The organism is Lactimicrobium massiliense (assembly GCF_900343155.1).
Classification (GTDB): Bacteria; Bacillota_I; Bacilli_A; order Erysipelotrichales; family Erysipelotrichaceae; genus Bulleidia; species Bulleidia massiliensis.
On record NZ_OUNG01000002.1, the window covers coordinates 411345 to 431588 of the forward strand.

Sequence of the window (20244 nt, forward strand, 5' to 3'; positions counted from 1 at the left end):
GAGATTTGTGAATGGATGCCGTAAAGGAAAAACTGGCAGAGATGGCTGGCAGATATGATGAGATTGCCCGGGAAATGATGCAGGATGACATTGTGTCGGATCCTGCGAAGCTGACAAAGCTGAGCAAGGAACAGGCAAGGCTGGAAGCACCGGTACAGGCATATCATCAGCTGTGTGATCTGGATGAGCGGCTGCAGCAGGCAGACGAGATGGCAAAGGAAGAGGATCCGGAGCTGAAGGAAATGGCTGCCAGTGAGAAAGAAGAATGTGAAAAGCAGAAAGAGGAGCTGCTGGCTCATATCCAGAAGCTGCTCATTCCGCATGATCCTTCCGATGACTGCAATGCCATCATGGAGATCCGCGGCGGTGCCGGCGGTGATGAGGGCAATATTTTTGCCGGCGACTTGTTCCGGATGTACAGCCGCTATGCGGAAAGCCAGGGCTGGAAGGTACAGGTCATGGAGGCATCCGAAGGAGAGGCAGGCGGCTTCTCTCAGATTGTCTTTTCGATCAAGGCGAAAGACGGCGGTGTGTATGGCAGGCTGAAATGGGAGAGTGGGGTGCACCGCGTGCAGCGTGTGCCTAAGACCGAATCACAAGGCCGTATCCAGACAAGTACGGCTACGGTCTACTGCTATCCGGAAGTGGAAAAGAGTGACTTTGAGATTGATCCCAATGATCTTGAGATTGAGACGCACCGTTCTTCCGGTGCCGGCGGCCAGCATATCAATAAGACCGATTCGGCTGTGCGCATTGTGCATAAGCCCACCGGCATCACGGTAAACTGCCAGGAAGGCAGATCCCAGATTGAAAACCGGGAGACGGCCATGGCCATTATCCGCTCCCGTGTGTATGAATATGAACGGGAAAAGGAAGAAGCCAAGGCCGGGGCTTTGCGCAAAGCTAAGATTGGTACGGGGGACCGCTCTGAAAAGATCCGTACCTACAACTATCCGCAGAACCGGGTGACGGATCACCGCATTGGCCTGACCATTACCCAGCTTGATCGGATCATGGAGGGGAAACTGGATGGCATGATTGCCGGCTTAAAAGCTGAGGAAGAGAAGAGACTGCTGCAGGAGGCAAAACTGTGACATTTGAACAGGAAGTCAGAAAATATGAGAAGCTGTGTGACCAGAATGATGTGCCGCGTGAAACGGTAATGGCCTATCTGGTGGAGCTTTCACAGCAGGAGCGCTATAACCTATATGCTAATTTCAGGGAAGAGATGCCGGAAGATCTTCGCAATAGCTTTGAAGCAGGCATGGCCAGAATTCTGAAACAGGAACCAATGGCCCATGTGCTGGGGTATTCCTGGTTCTATGGGTACAAGTTTATTGTCAATGAGGACGTGCTGATTCCCCGGCCGGAGACCGAGGAATTGTGTGCCAACATTCTTGCCAGAATGGATCAGTATTTCTCGAAGAATGAAACCATTCACTGTGTGGATGTTGGCACAGGCTCCGGTGCCATTGCCATCACGTTATGCAAAGAAGAACCGCATGTGCATATGATGGCAACCGATATTTCCCAGGAAGCACTGGTGACGGCCAGAAAGAATGCACAGATGAATGAAGCCGATGTGCAGTTTATGGCAGGCGATATGTTGCAGCCGCTGATTGAGAAGAACATCCGGGTGGATGTGCTTGTATGCAATCCGCCATACATTCCCCAGGAAGAGAAGATGGAAAAGTCGGTGGTGGACTTTGAGCCGCATGTGGCATTGTTTGGCGGTGAGGATGGCCTGAAATTCTATCGGGAAATCTTTGCGGATTGCCAGAAGGTGCTGAAAGATAAAGCCTTTATGGCCTTTGAGATGGGCTGGGACCAGCGTGAGCGGATGTCACAGCTTGTGGAGAAGGCACTTCCTGGCTGGAAGCATGAGATTCTGAAGGATATGAATGGCAAGGACCGCATGCTGTTTGTCTACAGGAATCTGTAATAGGATGATACAATCATCCCGGGATATAGATATATAAGGAGGCGGGGAATCATGACATCAAATGGAAAGCGCATTTGTAAAAACTGTGGCTTTGAAGTGCCGGCGGATATGAAGCAGTGTCCGCACTGCGGCTGGCTGCTGGATGATGAGGATGACTTTGTGCTGCCTTCTCTGGATGAAGATAAATCAGCACAGAAAAAGCAGACTGGTCAGAGGCATCAGCGTGTGGAAAGAGATGAAACATATGAGCGGCCTTCGCAGCATGCATCCCGCTCTTATCCACAGAACAATTCCTATGATGACTACTATGGTCAGTATCAACAGACCTCTCATAGATCAAAGCCCCGTCATGCCGAGCCGGGTGCCTTTACGGATCTGGATGTCAAAGATCTGCCGATTCAGGAAACAGCAGAGATGAAGAAGCTGGAACAGGAAGAGGCAATTGAGACAAAGCAGTATGATCCCAGCCGTGAACAGAGAAGGTCTCTGGAGGATACGCTGTTTGATCCCAATGAACATGAGGAAGAAACAGAAAGAAAGACAGCCCCGAAGAGCAGACAGGAACCGGAAACACATCACAGGAACAATAAGAAACATCATTCTGTGCTGCCGGCCATTCTGTTATTCATTATCCTGACTCTGGCACTGCTGGCTGGCGGTATCTATCTGGTGGATCATTTCACTGGCGGCAGTATTGTGTCAGATCTCAAAGGCAGGTTGACCAATAAGACTGCGGCCGTAACAGCTGCACCGAAGGAGACAGTGGAAGCCACTGCCGCACCGACCGTGACGCCAACACCGACGCCTACACCAACTGCAGCAGCAACAGCCAATGTACATGAGGGCTATGTCGGTCATCTGAAGGTGACTGCAGATGCCGTCAGGATCAGAGACAGTGCTTCTCTGTCTGGCAATGAGGTTGGTTCGACTGCAGCTGGTCAGGAGTATGATGTGATTGCCACAGCTCAGGCAGATGGCTATACATGGTACCAGATCGGTGAGAACCAGTGGATGCCGAGTGATGGCACCTGGGCTGAATATACACAGTATTAAGAAAAAGGAGATAAGATGAAACAGTACGATTATCTTGTTGTTGGCGCTGGTCTGTATGGTGCCGTATTCGCACATGAGGCAAAGAAAGCAGGCAAAAAGGTCCTGGTCATTGACCGCAGGGATCAGATTGCAGGCAATGTGTATACCAAAGATGTCAAAGGCATCCACGTCCATCAGTATGGCGCGCATATCTTCCATACCAACAATCAGACAGTATGGAATTATGTACAGCAGTTTGCCACCTTTAACCGGTTTACCAACAGCCCGGTGGCCAATTATCATGGGGAGCTGTATTCCCTGCCTTTTAACATGTACACATTTAATAAGATGTGGGGTGTTGTGACGCCGCAGGAAGCATATGAAAAAATAGAGGAACAGAAGAAAGCTGCCGGCATCAAGGAGCCGAAGAATCTGGAAGAGCAGGCTATTTCTCTGGTTGGCACCGATATCTATCAGAAGCTGATCAAGGGTTATACAGAGAAGCAGTGGGGACGCGACTGCAAGGATCTGCCGGCATTCATTATCAAGCGTCTGCCGGTGCGCTTTACCTTTGATAACAACTATTTCAATGCCCTGTATCAGGGAATTCCGATGGGCGGCTATACAAAAATGGTTGCCAATATGCTGGATGGCATTGAGGTCCGTCTGCATGAGGACTATCTGAAGAACAAGGAACAGTTTGATGCACTGGCAGATACGGTGATCTATACAGGACCGATTGATGCCTACTTCAACTACAGCCTGGGTACACTGCAGTACCGCTCTGTCCGCTTTGAGACAGAACTGCTGGATACGCCGAATTTCCAGGGCAATGCGGCTGTCAACTACACAGACAGAGAGACACCATGGACCAGAATCATCGAACATAAGTGGTTTGAGTTTGGCATGGATGATGAAGGTAAGGATATTCCATGCACCGTCATTTCCAGAGAGTATTCCTCTGAGTGGAAGCCGGGCGATGAGCCTTACTATCCGGTCAATGATGCAAGAAATTCCGAGCTGTATCAGAAGTATCGTGAACTTGCCGATCAGGAAAACAACATTGTCTTTGGCGGCCGTCTTGGCGAATACAAGTACTATGACATGGATGCTGTCATTGCCAGTGCTTTGAACAAAGCAGATGAAATCCTGCTTTAACAAGAAAGAACCGCAAGGTTCTTTTTTTAATCTTGCTATGTCATCAGATGTCTGCCTGCATACATGTGATCCGCCGGATCCTGAAAGATAACAAACTATTGGCAAAGAATACAACTGCTGAGCGGTCATAAATCCGGCTGCAAAAAAATACAACCGGATTTATGACCGATTTCGTTTGTATTTGCACGCAAAAACAATTGAAACATTGGTTTGAAATCCATCTGTGCCTGAATTATTACGTGATTTTCAGGTGAAAATTCAAAAATACAGTTGGAAAACAATCACAAATTCGGTTGCAAAAAAATATGGTTGAAAATATACGCGGATTCCTTTACCCTGAAAGTACAATAGATTGGAGACGACCATCATGAAAGAGACAAGACAACTGGAGTTTAAATCAGATATTACGAATACATTCTTGAAGACCGTAAGTGCTTTTGCCAATTACGATGGTGGAAAGATTGTTTTCGGAGTGGATGATCATGGTGATGTCGTTGGTTTGGATGATCCGGTACAAGCCTGTCTGGATATCGAAAACAAGATTAATGATTCGATTCATCCACAGCCTCCCTACGAGTTGTCCGTTCAGGAGTCAGACAAAACAGTGACACTTGTGGTCAGGTCAGGAAGAAATACTCCGTATACATATAAATCCAAAGCGTATAGAAGAAATGACACGGCCACGATTGAGGCTGACAGTCTGGAACTGAGCAGACTGGTCCTGAGGGGTGAACACATCAATTTTGAGGACCTCCCGGCCGAAAAACAGGATCTGACGTTCAATACTCTTGAGAGACTGGCAAAGGAGAAAATCGGTATTACATCGTTAAATCGGGATGTATTGAAAACGCTGAATTTATACAGTGACGGGGAAGGATATAACCATGCCGCTGAGATTCTGGCGGATGAGAATGGTTTTCCTGGCATTGATATTGCCAGATTTGGGGAAAGCATCAATGTGATTCTGAAACGCGCGGTTATTGAGCATCAATCGGTTATTGATGAGCTCGGAAAAGCAATGGAAATATTTCGTGATTATTATCAATATGAAGAAATTCACGGGATGGATCGAATCAAAATCGAAAAAGTACCTGAAGAGGCATTCAGAGAAGCAGTTGCCAATGCACTGATTCACAGAACCTGGGATATCAATGTCAATATCCGGATAATGATGTTTGATGACCGGATTGAAGTATCATCACCGGGAGGGCTGCCACCCGGTCTTTCCAAAGAGGAATATCTGAGGGGGAGTGTTTCAATACTGAGAAATCCAAAATTGGGGAATGTATTCTACAGACTGAACCTTGTAGAAATATTGGGAACAGGAATTCTGAGAATCCGGGAAGCATATGAAAACAGCATCCAGAAACCGGCTTTTGAGGTTTATGAAAACTCAATTCATGTCATTCTGCCGGTCATCAGCAAGGAAAAGCTGTCTGCAGATGAAAAGATTGTCTATCAGATTCTAAGCAAAACAATGCCAAAATCAATCAGTGAAATTGCGGCTGCGGTTCCGTTTGGCAGGTCAAAGACAGCCGGGCTGTTAAAAGCAATGGCTGAAAAGCAATACATCACAATTGAAGGAAAAGGCAGAGGAACAAAATACAAGATTGGCTAATAACAGCAGTAAGTCCACTGTGTTCTGGCTGCGCATCTTCTGTCTATACATGTATACTCAGCTTGTAGTACATTTCTTTTACTGATATGCATGCTATGATACTGATATGCGGGAACTTGTAAAAAACAGAGTATACAGACACTTCAAGGGAAAGTACTACTATGTGCTGGATGAAGCCATTGATACTGAGAGTCGCGAGGTGGTTGTGATCTATCGGGCATTATATGGGGACTATGGCTTGTTTGTGCGTCCAAAGAGTATGTTTCTGTCTGAGGTGGATCATGCCAAATATCCGGATGTAAAGCAGAAGTATCGCTTTGAGCTGGTGGATGATGACTAAGAAGGGCTTTTATTCATCGGGGGAATTTGCAGCGCGTGCCCATGTGTCATTGCGTACGGTACGCTATTATGACCGTATTGGCCTGCTGTCTCCTTCTGCTCATTCTGATGCTGGAGCACGGTTATACAATGATGCAGATCTTGGCCGCATGCAGCAGATTCTTCTGTACAAGTATCTTGGCTTTTCTCTGGATGATATCCGGGAGATGACGATGGCCGGTGCTGATCAGCATTTCCTGCTGGAGACAATGCGTGTGCAGCAGAAACTGGTACAGGAAAGAATCGGACAGATGCAGGCAGTTGCGGAAGCATTGTCTTCAACCATGTCCGCATTAAAGAAGGGACAGGAAGTGGACTATGATCACATGCTGGCCCTGATTGACAGTGATGCCATGGAGCGCAGCCTGAAAACACAGTATCAGAATGCGGCCAATATCACCGCCCGTATTCGTCTCCATTCCCTCTATTCTACCAATCCTTTGGGCTGGTTTGTGTGGCTGTATCAGCAGGCATCCATTCAGGATGGCATGAAGATCCTGGAGATTGGCTGCGGCAATGGTGCCCTGTGGCAGCAGAATCTGTCTGTTCTGCCGCCGCATGTACAGATTGTACTGTCGGATATTTCAGCCGGTATGATTCATGATGTGCAGAACCGCTTCCGAAATGATGCACGATTCTCCTGCATGGTGTTTGATGCAGCGCATATGCCGTTTGATGACAATACATTTGATCTTGTCATTGCCAATCACATGCTGTTTTATTGCGATGATCTTTCACAGGTGCTGCAGGAATGTGCCAGGGTACTCAAGGTGAATGGACATCTGGAGGCCAGTACGTATAGTTCCAGGCATATGAAAGAGATCACAGAGCTTGTGCAGTCATTCTCGCCGCAGATTGTGCTGTCCAAAGACAAGCTGTATGAGAAGTTTGGCTTGGATCATGGTGCCCAGCTGCTGTCTCCTTATTTTGGGGATATCGAAAGAAGAAAATATCAGGATTCGATTGTCCTGCATGAGGCGGAGCCTTTGATTGCCTATATTCTGTCATGTCATGGCAATCAGAATCAGCTGCTGCTGGACCGCTACAAGGAATTTCATGACTATGTGGTGAAGATGACAGCGGGCGGTTTTACGATTACAAAGGATGCCGGTGTGTTTCTTGCCGTAAAAAAGTAAAAATAATGCTTGAAGGTGACCTTGCGTCACCTTTTATACTTCTGCTGTCTACAGGAGGTACATGTATGAAGGGTATTATTCTGGCCGGTGGTTCGGGGACCCGGCTGTATCCATTGACCCGGGTGACATCGAAGCAGCTGCTGCCGGTGTATGACAAACCGATGATCTTTTATCCGCTGAGTACATTGATGCTGGCGGGGATCCGGGATGTTCTGATTATTTCTACGCCGCATGATATCGGTAATTTTGAGGCATTGCTGCAAGATGGCTCTCAGTTTGGCATGCATTTTTCCTACAAGGTGCAGGAAACACCGAATGGTCTTGCCCAGGCATTTGTGCTGGGTGAAGATTTCATCGGTGATGACTGTGCGGCCCTGGTGCTGGGAGATAATATCTTCTATGGCAACCACTTCGGCCGCATGCTGAGAAAGGCTGTGGGAGATGCCGAGCATCTTGGCAAGGCAACAATCTTTGGCAAGTATGTATCGGATCCGGAGCGCTTTGGCATTGCCGACTTTGATGAGAAGGGACATGTTTTGTCTCTGGAAGAAAAGCCGGCCCACCCCAGGAGCAACTATGCGGTTGTCGGCCTGTATTTCTATGACAACCGTTGTGTGGAATATGCCAAACAGTTGAAGCCTTCTCCCCGCGGCGAGTATGAAATTACGGATCTGAACAAGGTTTATCTGGCACATGATGATCTGGATCTGCAGATTCTTGGCAGAGGTTTCTCCTGGGTGGATACCGGCACGGTGGAATCGATGGCAGAGGCAGCCAATTATGTGCGTTCCATTGAGCATATTCAGGGCATTCGTATTTCGGTGCCGGAGGAGATTGCCTACTATAACAAGTGGATTGATGAGGAACAGCTTCTGAAGATGGCAGATCTGTATGGCAAGAGTCCGTATGGGGCGTATCTGAGAAGTCTGGTGAGTGGTTCTGTGCAGGGACCGATTGCAAAAAGAGAGGGAAAGTAAACTATGAAAATGATCGTGACTGGCGGAGCGGGATTCATTGGCTCCAACTTTATCTTCTATGAAAGAAAAGCACACCCGGAGGATGAGATCATCTGCCTGGACAAGCTGACCTATGCCGGCAATCTGAAGACACTGAAGGATATCATGGATGCTCCGAACTTCAAGTTTGTGAAGCTGGATATCTGTGACCGTGAGGGTGTATACAAGCTGTTTGCGGATGAAAAGCCGGATGTGGTTGTTAACTTCGCAGCTGAGAGTCATGTGGACCGTTCGATTGAAAATCCTGAGATCTTCCTGGAGACCAATATCATTGGCACCAGTGTGCTGATGGATGCCTGCCGCAAGTATGGCATCAAGCGTTATCATCAGGTTTCTACCGATGAAGTATATGGCGATCTGCCGATCAACCGTCCGGATCTGTTCTTTACGGAAGAGACACCGCTGCATACTTCTTCTCCGTATTCTTCTTCCAAGGCTAGTGCTGACCTGCTGGTCAATGCCTATCACAGAACCTATGGCCTGCCGACAACGATTTCCCGCTGCTCCAATAACTATGGTCCTTACCAGTTCCCGGAGAAGCTGATTCCGCTGATGATTGCCAGAGCTCTTGCCGATGAGCCGCTGCCGGTATATGGTGAGGGTATGAACATCCGTGACTGGCTGTATGTGGAGGATCACTGCCGTGCCATTGATCTGATTATCAGGAAAGCAAATGTTGGTGAGGTTTACAACATCGGCGGTCACAATGAGATGCGCAACATTGACATCGTCAAGATCATCCTGAAGGAGCTTGGCAAGCCGGAATCTCTCATTCAGCACGTCACGGATCGCAAGGGCCATGACCAGCGTTATGCCATTGACCCGGCCAAGATTCACAGGGATCTGGGATGGCTGCCGGAGACAAAGTTTGCGGATGGCATCAAGAAGACGATCAAGTGGTATCTGGACAACCAGGACTGGTGGAAGGATATCATTGCCGGTGACTATCAGAATTACTATGAAGAGATGTATGGCAAGAAGAAGGTAATTGGATGAGAGTATTTGTAACAGGTGTTTCCGGCCAGCTTGGCCATGATGTGATGAATGAGCTGGCAAAGCGCGGCTATGAGGGCATTGGTTCTGATATTGCCCCGGCCTATGCTGGTGTGCAGGATGGTTCTGCTGTTACTGCCATGCCGTATGTGGCAATGGATATTACCGACGCAAAGGCAGTGCATGATACGCTGATGAACATTCATCCCGATGTCATTGTCCATTGTGCAGCATGGACAGCAGTGGATATGGCTGAGGATGATGACAAAGTCGCCAAGGTCAGAGCTGTCAATGCCGGCGGTACCCAGAACATTGCCAATGTGGCAAAGGAGCTGGATGCCAAGATGGTCTATATTTCCACGGACTATGTGTTCAATGGCAAGGGCACCGCACCATGGCAGCCTGACTGCAAGGACTATCAGCCGCTGAATGTGTATGGCAAGACAAAGCTGGAAGGGGAGCTGGCCGTTGCCAATACACTGCAGAAGTACTTCATTGTCCGCATTGCCTGGGTCTTTGGCAAAAACGGCAAGAACTTCATCAAGACGATGCTGAAAGTTGGCAAGACACATGATGAGGTAAGAGTTGTCAATGATCAGATCGGGACGCCGACCTATACGTTTGATCTGGCCAGACTGCTGGTCGATATGATTGAGACTGACAAGTATGGCTATTATCATGCGACCAATGAAGGCGGCTATATTTCCTGGGCTGATTTTGCCAAGGAGATTTACAAGGATGCCGGCTTTAAGACAAAGGTAATTCCGGTGACCACAGAGGAATATGGTTTAAGCAAGGCGGCCAGACCGTTCAACAGCCGTCTTGACAAGAGCAAGCTTGTTGAAAATGGCTTTACACCGCTGCCGGACTGGCGTGATGCAGTCAAGCGCTATATTGATGAATTAGATGTGGAGAGTTTGTAAGATGGGACAGATCAAAGTAGAGAAGAATGTTGGCGGCATTGAAGGTCTGTGTGTGATTACACCAACCGTACATGGGGATGCCCGCGGCTATTTCATGGAAACATACAATGAGAAGGATATGGAGGAAGCTGGCTTCCACATTAACTTTGTTCAGGATAACCAGTCCAAGAGCACCAAGGGTGTGCTCAGAGGCCTGCATTTCCAGAAGCACTATCCGCAGTGCAAGCTGGTCAGAGCGGTCAGAGGCACGGTATTTGATGTCGCTGTTGATCTGAGACAGAACAGTGCCACCTATGGCAAGTGGTATGGTGTCACACTTTCCGAAGACAACAAGAAGCAGTTCCTGATTCCGGAAGGATTTGCCCATGGCTTCCTGGTACTTTCCGATGAAGCAGAGTTCTGCTACAAGGTCAATGACTACTGGCATCCCAATGATGAAGGCGGCATGGCCTGGAATGATCCTGAGATCGGTGTTGAATGGCCGCAGCTCAAGGGTACTTACAACGGCACACCAAGCGCAGAAGGATATACCCTGGAAGATGGCACACCGCTGAATCTGTCTGATAAAGATCAGAAATGGGTAGGGCTGAAGGATACATTCAAGTTCTAAGGCACAAGGTCAGGATGAAGGTCCTGGCTTTTTTGATGCAATCGTTTCAAACGATTGTGTAATGATAACTGAATCGCTGCAGTATTGTATGCAACGATTCTTTTATTGTTGCAAAACGATTTGTAATGATTCACATATTGGGGTATTAATAATGCAAATATTCAAACTCTTGCGTTTCGATAATGCGTAGTGGTCAATCTCATGATTAGCGTTATATTGTTGATAACGAATAATTTTGCTTATCACTGATATCTCAATGTTTTTTCGATGTAAATCATCCATGATGAAGCTGACTTGATAGAGGAAATATGCAACGAATCTTTTATTGTTGCAAATAAATATGTAACGATTCATTAATCGTTGCAAAACGATTGCAACGATAATAATATTTGCTCAGAAGGAAACGATACGATGAATGAAACGAAGACTTTGGAAATAAAGGAAAAGATTACAGGTTCATTTTTGAAAACGGTCAGTGCATTTGCTAATTATTCCGGTGGGGAGATTCTGTTTGGCGTTAGCGATGATGGAACTGTAGTCGGGTTATCCAATCTTGATCAGGCTAAGCTCGATATTGAAAATATGATTAATGATTCAATTCATCCGCGCCCGGATTATTATTTTGCAGAACATCCTCAGGATCATACTATTTCATTATTTGTTGAAGAAGGCGTAGAAAAGCCATATTTCTATAAAGGCAAGGCATATCAGCGCAATGATACTGCGACCATTGAAGTTGATGCACTTGGACTCAGAAGGCTTGCTCTTGCTGGATCTAATCGCAATTATGAAGATTTGAAATCTGAGGATCAGAAATTAAAATTTACGATTCTTGAGGAAAAGTTAAAAGAAACTATCCATATTCAGTCCTTGACAATTGATATCATGAAAACCCTTGATTTATACGATGAGAAGAATGGATATAACATTGCGGCTGCATTATTAGCTGATCGTAATAATTTTCCTGGAATCGATATGGTGAAATTTGGAAGCAATTTGAATGTGATGAAGGAGCGGGTAACCTCCAAAGGGGTATCGGTACTGAAACAGTATGATGATGCAGTGGGTGTATATAGAAGATATTATGTCGAACAGGTTATCGAAGGAATTCAGCGCAAGGAAAGAGAATTGATTCCAGAAAAAGCGTTCAGGGAGGCAGTCGCAAATGCATTAGTCCATCGGAGCTGGGATGTAAATGCTGATATTCATATTGCAATGTATGATGACCGTATTGAAATTATCTCAGTTGGTGGTCTGCCAGAGGGGCTTGACAAGGATAATTATCTGAAAGGTGGGATTTCGATACTACGAAATCCTACATTAGCATCCGTGTTTTACCGAATGAATTACATTGAGGCATTTGGTACAGGTATTCAGAGAATTCTTATGTCCTATGAGGGAAAGAGCCAGAGACCGGTATTTGACACTACTGAAACTGCAGTAAGAGTTATTCTTCCGGTTCTATCGGAAGGACTAGAAATGACTGATGATGAAAGAAAGGTTTATGATGCATTAAAAGGAAGAAATATACTCTCCAGTACAGATATTGCGGAACGGACGGGCATGACAAAAGCTAAAGTAATCCGGCTCCTGAATTCATTGATTGAAAGAAACCTGATTGTTAAAACAGGACATGCAAGAACAACAAGGTATCATATCTGACTGTTTTATGAGTTGAGGTTATTAACGCTGCAGATTCATAACAATGGATTTCCACAAGTAGCAATTATTTACACAATCTGAATCGTTGCAGTATTGCTTGCAACGATTCTTTTATTGTTGCAAAACGATTTGTAACGATTCGTGAATTGATTCAATTCGAATGTGATGATCAGATTGAACTATGGCCTGACTGTCTTTTTGCTGCCTTATTACAGTCCATATATGTCATACTTCTTGCAGGTGATAGATGATGGATGTTAATAAAGTGATTAGAGAGATCCAGCTCTGTGAGCAAGAGCTGAAATGGTGCAAATGCACAGAAAACTGGTTTGATCCTGTTGAACTTGGCGAATACATCTCTGAAATTGCAAATAGTGCTGCTGTAGAGGGAAGATCCTATGGCTATTTCGTATGGGGAATTAATGATCAGACGCATGAGGTTACCGGTACAAAGTTTAATCCCAACTGTGATGTGAAGAAGGAACCAGTAAAGCATTTCCTGGCAAGGCAATTGTCTCCGGATGTGAATTTTCGCTTTGAAGAGAGTGAGATAGATGGGAAGAAAGTAGTATTGCTTGTCATTCCTGCTGCCAGGACTGTGCCTGTGTCTTTTGGACGTGAACGTTATATCCGAATCGGTTCCAGCAAGGAAAATCTGCGCAGATATCCTGAGAAGGAATCTTACTTGTTTGAGATTCTTCGCCATGGCAAGCCGACAATTGAAAACACCCCGTCACAGTATCAGGACCTTACATTTGAGAAGCTGCTGATCTATTACGGGGCAAAGGGGATCAAACTGAATCCGAAAACATTTAAGAAGAATTTGTCTTTCTATACGGAGGATGGCAGGTATAATCTGCTGGCTCAATTGCTTTCGGATAATTCTCATATGCCGCTGCGGGTATCCATCTTCTCGGGATCGAGTAAAGCAGACAAGCTGTATTCTGTCAGAGAGTTTGGCTATCAGTGCCTTTTGTACACCTTGGATGAAGTGCTGCGCTATGGAGATGTGTTGAACATCATTCAGGCAGATGAAACCAACCGTGTGGTGGAAAGAAAAGACGTTCCATTATTTGAAAATGCAGCTTTTCGTGAGGCTGTCATCAATGCGTTTGTTCATAATCTCTGGGTATCTGGCAATGAGCCGATGATCAGTGTGTTTTCAGATCGGATTGAAATTTTGTCCCGCGGCACCATTGATGGTGCACAGACAATGGAAGGTTTCTTTGCAGGAGAATCTGTACCGGTGAACAGAAAGCTGTCTGAAATCTTTCTGCAGCTGCATATCAGTGAGAAGACAGGAAGAGGTGTTCCTGTAATTACAAAACTGTATGGCAGAGAGGCTTTTGAATTCAGAGAAAATTCTATTGTTGTGAAAATCCCGTTTCATTGGATCAATGTGATGGGTGAAAAGAGCGAAAATAAGCAAAAGACTCCTAAGAATGAACGCGATAGAAATGGTCATGATAACGTTCATTTATCACAAAATCAGCAGAAGATTCTGGATGAATTAGAACGGGAACCTGGTATGACAAAACAGCAGTTAATGAAGGCAATCGGGGTTGGCAAGACAACAATTGACAGGGGCATTGCTTTTCTTAAAGGTAAGCGTCAATATAGCCACGTATAGAAAATAAGGACTGTTCTGAGTATCTTGTATGTGTATTAGGATTCAGAGCAGTTCTTTGAAATTTGAAGATCTTGTGGCAGATCAGCTGCGTATGGCAGGCATCTCTGGATATCTTCTTCCTGAATGCCTCCATTGACTGAAGCTCTTGCCATCTGATCAATCAGCCAGGCAAGATATTTCTCTGGGTTCAGGGAATTCATTCTGGCTGATATTAAGATCGAGAAGTACATGCAGGAGTATTTCGCTCCGTGCTTTGTATCAGCGAACAGGAAATTTTTTCTCGCCATGACAAAAGGTTTTATTCCTTCACGCTCAGCCAGATTATTATCCAGTCCAACCTGCCAGTCGCTCAGATAATACATCAGCTTGTCCCACTGATTCTTTGCGTATGTAATCGCTTTTCCAAGCTTTCCGCTGGTCATGAGTTTCTCATCCATGTAATCCAGCTGATTCCTGAGCTCTTCCCATATTGGCTTCTCTTTTTCCTGCCTGATCCTGAGAATAGTCTCTGGAGATGCCTTGGCTTCATTCAACTGTTTCTCTATGCCATAGAGTTTTGAGTATTCATCCAGAAAGCGAATGATGATGCCGAAGGACGGATTGTTATCAAGAAGTTGTTTGATCTCTTCTTTATCTTTCAGGCTGCTATACTTTGCATAGAGATCAGTATAGGCCTTCGCTGCTTCTTCAAATTTTCTGCGGCAGTGTGCGCTGCACCCGGCATGAGCGCTGGCAGCCTCATATTTGTCATATGCCTGATAGCCATCTGACTGAATGACACCATGAAAATCATGGCCCAGGATCTCATAGATAAAGCTGTATGCTCTTGAGACATTATAAAAGTACAAAGCCATCTGCTTTGTCTCGTGTTTTCCGCTCATGGCAAGCCACGTATAGCTCTTTTCTCTGGATCCGTTACGGATATCTTCCAGAACCTCAAGCGATGTTTCATCCATATTGAGAACTTTACACTTTCTCAGATCCTCAGTCATTCGTCTGACGATGGGATCCAGATATAGCTCTGCACACTTCATCAGCCAGCTGCACATTACCTGGCGGCTGATTTCAATTCCTCTGGTCCTGAGATCTTTAGACAAACGATAGATGGGAACGGCGACCAGATATTTCTCATACGCAATATGGCTGATTACAGAAGCTGAGGCCAATGAACTCTGAATCGGCTTTACAGGCAGACAGTCTGTATTGCCATGATATGTCACGCAATTCATATTCTGGTTATTGCATGAATGACATGTATAGTTATGGATTCTTACACGGTGCAGAACATACTCCTCCGGGATATGCTCAAGCCATTCAAAAACAGTAGGAGCCAGTTCTCCCATTGGTTTACTGCATTTTGGACAGTTTCTGTCCTCAAGTTCAATATCCGGTTCATCAATGATGCGGACATTCTTCAGCTTTGCATTCTTGCCATGCCTGTGCTTTTTACTCGGCTTAACGATAATATCATCCCCAGATGGCTCTTTCTTCTGATCAACAGAAGCAGTATCATCAATCGCTTCTGCTTCGTTAAACAATGACAGCTGATCTGGTGAAACATGCGGATTGTGTTCATTGTGCTTAATACCAAAAACTCTGCGTCTCAAAGCCTGATAGTTTTCTTCAAGTGCAGAGTTCTTAACAGCCAGGGAATAAGCAAATGATACCAGGGCATCATGGCTCATATTGTCGAGATTTTTTTTGAATTCTTTCTCGTCTATCATTGATTATATTATACATTCTTGCATGCATTTGTGTAACAGCATTAAAGCCTCATATATAATCTTTTTTGACAGGCTGAAAAGCACTTTTCTGTTCAATCTTCAGCCCATCCAAAAGCCATCCGAGCTGCTGCTCACTGATCATGACAGAGTGGTTGGCATCATCCTTTTTCCACTTGAAATGGCCTTTCTCCAGACGTTTATATAACAGCCAGAAGCCTGTGCTGTCAAAGTAAAGACACTTCAGCTTTGTTTTGTCACGATTACAGAAAAGATACATCGAATGGTCCATTGGGCTCTGGTGCAGCTGTGACTGAATCAATGCGGCATAGCCATCAATCCCTTTTCTCAGATCAGTAACACCAGTCACAAGATACAGCTTACCGATCTTTTCAAAGGGCATCATAGATCTCTGCAGAGACGAATGATTCTCTGCAGTTCCAGATCAGAAATGCCATTATCATAAGAAACCGGAATGCCATTGAACCTTACTGCTGTCTCAGTAGAATGACTGATAACAACAGGGCATAACTGACAGGTGCTATCATCCTGGTATTTATTCTTAAAGTAGTAAAAAGCCCGTGGCTTCATCCCGATACGACTGCAGAACTCTTTGACAGACTCATCCGATAATTCAAACTGATCCCAGAGCAATTTCCATTCTTCTTCATTCATAAAACAGGATCTCCTTTACTGCATACAGTATCGGATATCCTGCTATTTATTGAAAGACGGTGTTACTTTGACGCTTACTCTTAAAGAACATGGACTGCTGGAACGAGTTGGATCTAATAAGACGGGCTATTGGCACGTATTATAAGAAAGAAAATGCCTGCTATTGGGGCAGACATTCATCACTGTACGCTTGCAGCAGCTTTCCTGATCATCAGGATGCGTTTACAGAACAGGCGGTATGATTCGTTGATTCTCTTATTGGAAATGTTGGTTGTGGACTGGTATTTGACAAGCTGGTTGCCATATGCTCTTGGCAGTCCGTCCAGAGCATTGAAGTCATACCGTTTCAGATCAATGTAATCCAGCAAAATCTCATGGGAGAAGTTTCTGGCATTGAACAGTTTGCATGATTCACTGTGATACTGTTCAAAGATTTCATTGTCATCCACCAGACAGCCAAGTCCTGTACCAGTATCAAAGACAGGTGCACATTGCAGCCATCTGCCGGTATTGGCATCCACGAGAATGCCTAAATTCTGGTTATGACGGTCTGTGTTCATCATCAGATAATCCATGACCAGCATGTCGGACAGGCGTTCTTTGCCATCCATGATGCCATGACTTTCCAGTGCGCGGATATAGTCATCATACTGGAAATGACGGGCATCTGAATGAACGCTGTTCAGGACATCACCGGCCGTGACCAGATCCACATCTTCACTGGTCATGGCAGGACATACAGATACAAGATTGTTTTCGTAGATTTCATTGTTGTAAGGAACTGGCTGAATGCCCAGCTGATGGGCAATACGGCATGCAAGCCATTCATTGACAGGTTCCTGCTGATAGAAGGGTGTTCCGCCCTTTAACAGGAACAGACGGCCATTGCGCCTGAACCATGCTTTGCGATGATAGCCACAGGTAGTGTTATTAGGCGTATGACGGGCATCATGGCCGGCATGAGCACCGACATTGGAGAACATGGCAAGACCAAAGCCCTGCTGGTCAAAGGAACGGTGGAAGAAGTTGACTTCTTTCCATGTGATGGGATCATCCGCAGCTTTGCGCCAGAAGGTGTCCGAGACAGACAGTGCATATTCCCTTTCCAATAATTCCAGAGGATCTCTGATCTCCAGCCGCTCTTCCAGCTGCAGCAGTCCGACCCGATAACCGGGGATTCCCCGCCAGCGGTACCAGTGATTCAGCTTGTGCAGAGAGATGGTGCCATCTTCGTGGGTCACACCAACCGGTAAAAGGACAGGATCAATGATTTCTACATCCTCCCCGAAGGCATGACGGCCAAAATCAAAGCTGCCATGCAGGACGGGTTTGTCTTTGTGCATCAGCACATAGACAGGATTTTTCTTCTTAAATGTAAAGAGTGCCATACATCATCATTGTAGCGGAAAATACTGGTAATTTGTGAGTGAAAATGCGGATAATGCATCGCTTTCAAACAGAACTGGTTTCTGTCAGAATGAAAAGGACAAAGGAAAGTGTGAATATGGAACAGAAGCAGATCGAATACAGTGAAATCACAGATCAGAACCAATGCATGAACTGATGAAAATCCTGAATGTGTAAGTTTGATTGATGCGCTGCGCATACCCTGTCTATAGCCAAACCCTCAATGTTTGCACAAAGCGGTGTAGGCTCAGGCGGGGTTAGCAGCGTCATTTTTCTTTTGGCCTTGTTCCTGAATATACTTACGGATCATCTGCTCTGTTGTATCTGATACGGTGCTGATGAAATATGTGTCAGACCAGAAATATGGCTTCCAGTAGTAAGGCCTTAAGGTGTCATAGAATTCTTTTCTAAGCAGTCTGGACGTAACTGTCTTGTCGTTATGAATCAGCTTGGAAAGCTGCGTTTGTGGTGACGTTTCAAACAGGATATGAACATGATCCGTATCCGTGTTAATCTCCAGTATCTTAGACTTCCAGCTATTCTCAATAATGGCATAGCTGATTTGGATGAGCCTGTCCTTAATGCCGTCTACTAATACAGGATGCCTGTATTTTGTACAAACCACTAAGTGATATTGCAATCTGTACACCGCATGCCGATTTGTATAATATCCATTACAATATTGCATATCGTTTCACCTCTGTGAATGTTGTACCACTGAATATGTTATAATATCCTTAGAGGAACATATGATACTGACGTCAAGTTACGGATTACATTTCAAAGGCAGTGAATCAGCAATTAAGAACACAAGCGCGTATTACGCTTCTGCTGTTAAATATCTGATACCTGTAGTCCGCGTAAACTGGGACGCTGTTGAGCCGATATCTTATAGCAAAGGCAGAGTGCGCCTTATTGAATGCCTGATCCACAGCAATAAGAACAACCAGGCAGCGTATAACTTCGATGACCAGTTTTATAAGTTCCCTGTTTATCTGAGAAGAGCTGCGATTGCGGATGCCATTGGCAAAGTAACCACGTATTTCAAACTTTTCGAGCTATGGATAAAAAATGAATGTGAAGGCGTGATGCCGCAGATCGATACGTGTGACCATCTCATGCCGTGTTTCTTTAATGGCAATATGTTCAATTGGGATCAGCTTGGCCGCACTGCTCAGGTAAAGGTTTATGTTAACAATGACTGGGTATGGAGAGAAATCCGCCTTTCCAAGACAGATATCAGGTATTTGAACAGCAGAAAGCGTCTGCATAACGCAAAGCTGTCCGCACCCGTCATTGAAAAGAAACATGGACACTATCAGCTTCGCTTTACGATTCAGGAGAATGTCAGACTGCATCATACGCCGATCTTTGAACAGAAGATATGTGCGGTAGATCTTGGCATTGGTACAGATGCCGTGTGCAGTGTATTGGATTCTAAGGGAACTGTCCTGTCAAGGGAGTTTATTAACTTTGGCAGAGAAAAAGACTCTGTATCCAATGCGCTGCACCGCGTATCTGATTTCCAGCGCTATCACGGATCTCATGACAGCGGCAGACTCTGGAATCTGGCAAAGCGAAGAAACCTGAACCATGCCCGCCTGATTGCCAATGCAATTGTGGAGTATGCCATGGCAAATGAATGCCACACAATTGTATTTGAGCATCTGGACACGGCAGGTAAGAAGAAAGGCTCAAAGAAACAGAAGCTTGTCATGTGGAAACACCGTGATGTGCAGAATACGGCTGAACGCTTAGCGCATCGTTATGGCATGCGGATATCGCGCGTCTGTGCATGGAATACAAGTAAGCTTGCGTATGATGGTTCTGGCAATGTAAAACGCGGCAGCGATGTACCGCGTTCTGAAAAAACAGAATCCATGATTCGTCATTCCATCTATAAAGGCAGGATGGAAGAAAGAGTTCCTTATGACATTTGTCAGTTCATGAATGGAAAGCTGTACAATTGTGATCTCAATGCGTCATACAACATTGGAGCACGATATTTTATTCGCGAACTGTTGAAAGCACTACCCCAGATACAGGCAGAAGTTCCTGATCTGGGCAGTGGAAGCTCCAGAACATTAGCTGATCTATGGCAGTTAAACACTGCAATAGGTACAGCAGTCAGCTGATTGTTCTGCACATAAGTCTCCCAAAAGTTAGTGCAGATGGGTATAGCAAGCGTCAGCAAGCTATACTGTGCTGCAACCGTATCTGAAGGAGACGAAAGTCTGAAAGCACACAAGCTTTTGGAAGCTCCATCTATAGTCCGGACGTAAGCGAGGACTTAGGTGGGGAGCTTCACGAATCTTAACGGAATCTTAAGACTCATCCCTTGCG

19 protein-coding genes are annotated in these 20244 nt (G+C 45.5%); 14 read left to right on the plus strand and 5 right to left on the minus strand.

Annotation, left to right across the window (positions count from 1 at the left end):
• The first annotated feature begins 11 nt into the window (after positions 1–11).
• The 13 genes from prfA to DHU66_RS05475 all read left to right on the plus strand — a co-directional run bounded on the left by prfA (position 12) and on the right by DHU66_RS05475 (position 14098).
• Positions 12–1094, plus strand: a complete 1083-nt coding sequence (gene prfA / locus DHU66_RS05415) for a peptide chain release factor 1 (protein WP_108774858.1) — start codon at positions 12–14, stop codon at positions 1092–1094.
• Positions 1091–1942 (plus strand): peptide chain release factor N(5)-glutamine methyltransferase, encoded by an 852-nt coding sequence (gene prmC / locus DHU66_RS05420; RefSeq protein WP_425349068.1) that lies wholly within the window; start codon positions 1091–1093, stop codon positions 1940–1942. The genes prfA and prmC overlap by 4 nt, the downstream gene beginning before the upstream one ends.
• 51 nt (positions 1943–1993) lie before the next feature.
• Positions 1994–2995, plus strand: a complete 1002-nt coding sequence (locus tag DHU66_RS05425; RefSeq protein ID WP_108774859.1) for a hypothetical protein — start codon at positions 1994–1996, stop codon at positions 2993–2995.
• Between the two features lie 15 nt (positions 2996–3010).
• Complete coding sequence (gene glf / locus DHU66_RS05430) at positions 3011–4132, plus strand: UDP-galactopyranose mutase (protein WP_108774860.1); 1122 nt, start codon at positions 3011–3013, stop codon at positions 4130–4132.
• A 367-nt stretch (positions 4133–4499) separates the two neighbouring features.
• Positions 4500–5750: an ATP-binding protein gene (locus DHU66_RS05435; RefSeq protein WP_108774861.1), complete on the plus strand. Its 1251-nt coding sequence runs from the start codon at positions 4500–4502 to the stop codon at positions 5748–5750.
• Between the two features lie 106 nt (positions 5751–5856).
• Entirely contained in the window at positions 5857–6090 is a 234-nt protein-coding gene (locus tag DHU66_RS05440) for a DUF1653 domain-containing protein (RefSeq protein WP_108774862.1), read from the plus strand.
• Complete coding sequence (locus DHU66_RS05445) at positions 6080–7264, plus strand: MerR family transcriptional regulator (RefSeq protein WP_209451745.1); 1185 nt, start codon at positions 6080–6082, stop codon at positions 7262–7264. Before DHU66_RS05440 ends, DHU66_RS05445 begins: the two co-directional genes overlap by 11 nt.
• A gap of 65 nt (positions 7265–7329) precedes the next feature.
• Positions 7330–8241: a glucose-1-phosphate thymidylyltransferase RfbA gene (gene rfbA / locus DHU66_RS05450; RefSeq protein ID WP_108774863.1), complete on the plus strand. Its 912-nt coding sequence runs from the start codon at positions 7330–7332 to the stop codon at positions 8239–8241.
• A gap of 3 nt (positions 8242–8244) precedes the next feature.
• Positions 8245–9276 carry a dTDP-glucose 4,6-dehydratase gene (gene rfbB, locus DHU66_RS05455; protein WP_108774864.1) on the plus strand — a complete coding sequence of 344 codons (1032 nt, stop codon included), beginning with the start codon at positions 8245–8247 and terminating at the stop codon, positions 9274–9276.
• The gene (gene rfbD / locus DHU66_RS05460) at positions 9273–10196 is read left to right on the plus strand and encodes a dTDP-4-dehydrorhamnose reductase (protein WP_108774865.1); all 924 of its coding nucleotides are present in this window, start codon (positions 9273–9275) and stop codon (positions 10194–10196) included. The genes rfbB and rfbD overlap by 4 nt, the downstream gene beginning before the upstream one ends.
• Before the next feature lies 1 nt (position 10197).
• Positions 10198–10806, plus strand: coding sequence for a dTDP-4-dehydrorhamnose 3,5-epimerase (rfbC, locus tag DHU66_RS05465; protein ID WP_108774866.1), 609 nt, complete (start codon positions 10198–10200; stop codon positions 10804–10806).
• 411 nt (positions 10807–11217) lie between these two features.
• Positions 11218–12468 (plus strand): ATP-binding protein, encoded by a 1251-nt coding sequence (locus DHU66_RS05470; protein WP_108774867.1) that lies wholly within the window; start codon positions 11218–11220, stop codon positions 12466–12468.
• 250 nt (positions 12469–12718) lie between these two features.
• On the plus strand, positions 12719–14098 hold the full coding sequence (locus DHU66_RS05475; RefSeq protein WP_108774945.1) for an RNA-binding domain-containing protein: 1380 nt from the start codon (positions 12719–12721) through the stop codon (positions 14096–14098).
• Positions 14099–14133: 35 nt separating this feature from the next.
• Here DHU66_RS05475 and tnpC read toward each other — a convergent pair whose 3' ends face one another.
• The 5 genes from tnpC to tnpA (DHU66_RS05500) form a co-directional block, all read right to left on the minus strand.
• Positions 14134–15822: an IS66 family transposase gene (gene tnpC, locus DHU66_RS05480; protein WP_108774868.1), complete on the minus strand. Its 1689-nt coding sequence runs from the start codon at positions 15820–15822 to the stop codon at positions 14134–14136.
• 49 nt (positions 15823–15871) lie between these two features.
• Positions 15872–16225 (minus strand): IS66 family insertion sequence element accessory protein TnpB, encoded by a 354-nt coding sequence (gene tnpB, locus DHU66_RS05485; protein ID WP_108774869.1) that lies wholly within the window; start codon positions 16223–16225, stop codon positions 15872–15874.
• Entirely contained in the window at positions 16222–16494 is a 273-nt protein-coding gene (gene tnpA / locus DHU66_RS05490; RefSeq protein WP_108774870.1) for an IS66 family insertion sequence element accessory protein TnpA, read from the minus strand. Before tnpA (DHU66_RS05490) ends, tnpB begins: the two co-directional genes overlap by 4 nt.
• A 179-nt stretch (positions 16495–16673) precedes the next feature.
• On the minus strand, positions 16674–17882 hold the full coding sequence (locus DHU66_RS05495; RefSeq protein ID WP_108774871.1) for a HipA domain-containing protein: 1209 nt from the start codon (positions 17880–17882) through the stop codon (positions 16674–16676).
• 266 nt (positions 17883–18148) lie between these two features.
• Complete coding sequence (gene tnpA, locus DHU66_RS05500) at positions 18149–18589, minus strand: IS200/IS605 family transposase (RefSeq protein ID WP_108774872.1); 441 nt, start codon at positions 18587–18589, stop codon at positions 18149–18151.
• Positions 18590–18650: 61 nt separating this feature from the next.
• Between tnpA (DHU66_RS05500) and DHU66_RS05505 the strand changes: the two genes are divergently transcribed.
• Positions 18651–20036 (plus strand): IS200/IS605 family element transposase accessory protein TnpB, encoded by a 1386-nt coding sequence (locus tag DHU66_RS05505; protein WP_108774873.1) that lies wholly within the window; start codon positions 18651–18653, stop codon positions 20034–20036.
• Positions 20037–20244 lie beyond the last annotated feature (208 nt).

What these genes read in the sequence shown, in the direction of transcription:
- tnpB (WP_108774869.1), bottom strand. Translation starts at nt 16,225, where the DNA reads ATGATGCCCTTTGAAAAGATCGGTAAGCTGTATCTTGTGACTGGTGTT.
- rfbC (WP_108774866.1), top strand. Translation starts at nt 10,198, where the DNA reads ATGGGACAGATCAAAGTAGAGAAGAATGTTGGCGGCATTGAAGGTCTG.
- DHU66_RS05495 (WP_108774871.1), bottom strand. Translation starts at nt 17,882, where the DNA reads ATGGCACTCTTTACATTTAAGAAGAAAAATCCTGTCTATGTGCTGATG.
- prfA (WP_108774858.1), top strand. Translation starts at nt 12, where the DNA reads ATGGATGCCGTAAAGGAAAAACTGGCAGAGATGGCTGGCAGATATGAT.
- DHU66_RS05445 (WP_209451745.1), top strand. Translation starts at nt 6,080, where the DNA reads ATGATGACTAAGAAGGGCTTTTATTCATCGGGGGAATTTGCAGCGCGT.
- DHU66_RS05470 (WP_108774867.1), top strand. Translation starts at nt 11,218, where the DNA reads ATGAATGAAACGAAGACTTTGGAAATAAAGGAAAAGATTACAGGTTCA.
- DHU66_RS05425 (WP_108774859.1), top strand. Translation starts at nt 1,994, where the DNA reads ATGACATCAAATGGAAAGCGCATTTGTAAAAACTGTGGCTTTGAAGTG.
- rfbD (WP_108774865.1), top strand. Translation starts at nt 9,273, where the DNA reads ATGAGAGTATTTGTAACAGGTGTTTCCGGCCAGCTTGGCCATGATGTG.
- tnpA (WP_108774872.1), bottom strand. Translation starts at nt 18,589, where the DNA reads ATGCAATATTGTAATGGATATTATACAAATCGGCATGCGGTGTACAGA.
- DHU66_RS05505 (WP_108774873.1), top strand. Translation starts at nt 18,651, where the DNA reads ATGATACTGACGTCAAGTTACGGATTACATTTCAAAGGCAGTGAATCA.
- glf (WP_108774860.1), top strand. Translation starts at nt 3,011, where the DNA reads ATGAAACAGTACGATTATCTTGTTGTTGGCGCTGGTCTGTATGGTGCC.
- tnpA (WP_108774870.1), bottom strand. Translation starts at nt 16,494, where the DNA reads ATGAATGAAGAAGAATGGAAATTGCTCTGGGATCAGTTTGAATTATCG.
- DHU66_RS05435 (WP_108774861.1), top strand. Translation starts at nt 4,500, where the DNA reads ATGAAAGAGACAAGACAACTGGAGTTTAAATCAGATATTACGAATACA.
- rfbA (WP_108774863.1), top strand. Translation starts at nt 7,330, where the DNA reads ATGAAGGGTATTATTCTGGCCGGTGGTTCGGGGACCCGGCTGTATCCA.
- tnpC (WP_108774868.1), bottom strand. Translation starts at nt 15,822, where the DNA reads ATGATAGACGAGAAAGAATTCAAAAAAAATCTCGACAATATGAGCCAT.
- rfbB (WP_108774864.1), top strand. Translation starts at nt 8,245, where the DNA reads ATGAAAATGATCGTGACTGGCGGAGCGGGATTCATTGGCTCCAACTTT.
- DHU66_RS05475 (WP_108774945.1), top strand. Translation starts at nt 12,719, where the DNA reads ATGGATGTTAATAAAGTGATTAGAGAGATCCAGCTCTGTGAGCAAGAG.
- DHU66_RS05440 (WP_108774862.1), top strand. Translation starts at nt 5,857, where the DNA reads ATGCGGGAACTTGTAAAAAACAGAGTATACAGACACTTCAAGGGAAAG.